The sequence below is a fragment of the Flavobacterium sp. Leaf359 genome, assembly GCF_001423985.1.
Classification (GTDB): Bacteria; Bacteroidota; Bacteroidia; order Flavobacteriales; family Flavobacteriaceae; genus Flavobacterium; species Flavobacterium lindanitolerans.
The window spans coordinates 1,055-3,113 of sequence record NZ_LMPW01000010.1 but is presented as its reverse complement, the minus strand read 5'-3'; the positions used below and the strand labels follow the sequence as shown (position 1 = coordinate 3,113).

Annotated in this window: 2 protein-coding genes; both read left to right on the top strand. The window is 46.8% G+C overall.

Features of this window, described 5'->3' with window-relative positions; translation table 11 throughout:
* On the top strand, positions 1 to 512 hold a 512-nt coding region (locus ASG38_RS04300; protein WP_157486069.1), incomplete at its 5' end, for a T9SS type A sorting domain-containing protein.
* A 234-nt stretch (positions 513 to 746) separates the two neighbouring features.
* Positions 747 to 2,059 (top strand): hypothetical protein (locus ASG38_RS17960; RefSeq protein WP_200937027.1); only part of this gene is annotated, 1,313 nt, incomplete at its 3' end.

Genomic DNA, 2,059 nt, shown 5'->3' with positions numbered 1-2,059 from the left:
CCTATGCCACAAAGAAAAAAGACCGCGAGGGAATCAACGACTATATCGCCATCAAGACCGACAGCAATGGGGAGGAACAGTGGACGCAGACCGTAGGAAGCGGAGGCGAGGACATACTGCGCAAGGCCATAGAGACCCGCGACGGGGGCTACATCCTGGCGGGCACCTCCATGGGGTCGCCATCCCGTGACCGCTACTCCGGACAGGGACGCAACGACTTCTGGGTCGTGAAGCTCAAGGACAAAAAGAAGAAGGAGGAAAAGAAGAACCCTATCGAGGCCTACCCGAACCCTACCCTGCACTACACCAACGTGCTGGTAGGCTACGAGTTCCAGAAAGGGACGGCCACCGTCTACGACCTTTCCGGAAGGCAGTTGCAGCACTTCGACATTACGGACCGAACCGTGCCCGTAGACCTCGGCGGAGTACCCGAGGGAATCTACATCATAGAGATACGAACCAACGTGCAGGAAGATGCCGTTAAGGTCGTTAAGGCAATCAACAGACAATAACAAGACATTACAGATATGAAAAAAGTATATGCACTATTGGCCATAGGGCTGGGAATGGCACTACAGGCGCAAGAACAGCCCATGACAAACGAATACGGTTCGGAAAGCCTGCCAAAGGAAACCTCGGCCATGTTCAAATTCGACGACGTGCCGGTCAGCCTCTACACCGGCGTGCCCGATGTATCCATACCGCTGTTCTCGCTCCCTACGAGAAGCAGGGACATCACTATCGGCATGTCCTACAGGTACCATCCGGGATTGGGTGGATGGAATATCAGCTACGGAGGTGTTATCACCCGTGTCATTGAAAATTCTTCTTTTGAGTTCATGACTAACGAATCTGGGTTTGCAAATAACACCAGGCTTACCAGTGACATTTATAAGTTCAGTTTCATGGGGCATTCCGGATCGTTTATTCTGAAAAAGCAGTTGGATAACACCCTCGTCCCTTCAATACTCAACAACAAAGGCGAATTCATCAAGATAGATGTGGACTATAATCCAACTACCTATTTCATAAACTCCTTTACCGCCTATGACACCAAAGGATATAAGTTTGTGTTTGGGATATATGACAAGAACATCATTACTCATCCTGACAGGACTAAAGAGGTCCGAACCAGCTTCCGCCTTACTGCCATATACGACAACAACGGACAGCAGCTTGTCAGACTTACTTACACCGAAAAATTCTATGAGGCTCCCGGTACTGGCAAAAAGGAATATACCAACATAACTGCCTCAGTAGAGTCAGAAGGCTTCGGAAAGGCACAATTTGTCTATTTTCCTGATAATGCTACGAGAGTTGCCGAAATTACGTTTTCAGATTTAAATTCAAACATTATCAAAAGGGCTGATTTTAGAAGCCCCGATAAACTAATATTTAGAGACGCAGCCCAAAACAAGAACGAGGAATACCGATTCTACTACAGTGATGGGATATATGGAAACTATGATATATTACATGGGGCCATTACTACAGACAAATTTGGCTTTCCAAGCTATATTCCTTACATCCTTCATGAAGACGACTATATGGCAGAAGCAGCATATCATACCAATGCAGTCAATCCCAATGTAGTCACTATGGGCGTATTGGAAAAAATAGGGCTTCCTACAGGAGGCTCCATACTCTACGAATATGAATCGAACACCTACTCCTTTTTCGCAGGAGAGTCCATCTCAACCATGTTCTCCGGTGGGACTATGCAGGAGAATCCGGATTTTTATTATACTTATGATCCTTATGAGATTACCTTTCCCTACAACCATATCGTGGAGGAAATTGCCAGCGGATGGGTCGGAAACCTTTCCAAATTTACCTTAAATAGTCCCCAGACAGTCTATATTTCAATGCGTCCGGAGAAATATTTCAGCGACCTTAGTCTTACGTGGATATATCCAGAGGTGAACTTGTCTGGTCCTGGCACGAACCAGCCCCTCTATAGGCCTTACAACCTTGAAAATATGGCAATAGGCAAACCATTTGCTTTGAACTCAGGGCTACATCACATCACAATGGGTCCATTTGGCGGAACCTACAGCGC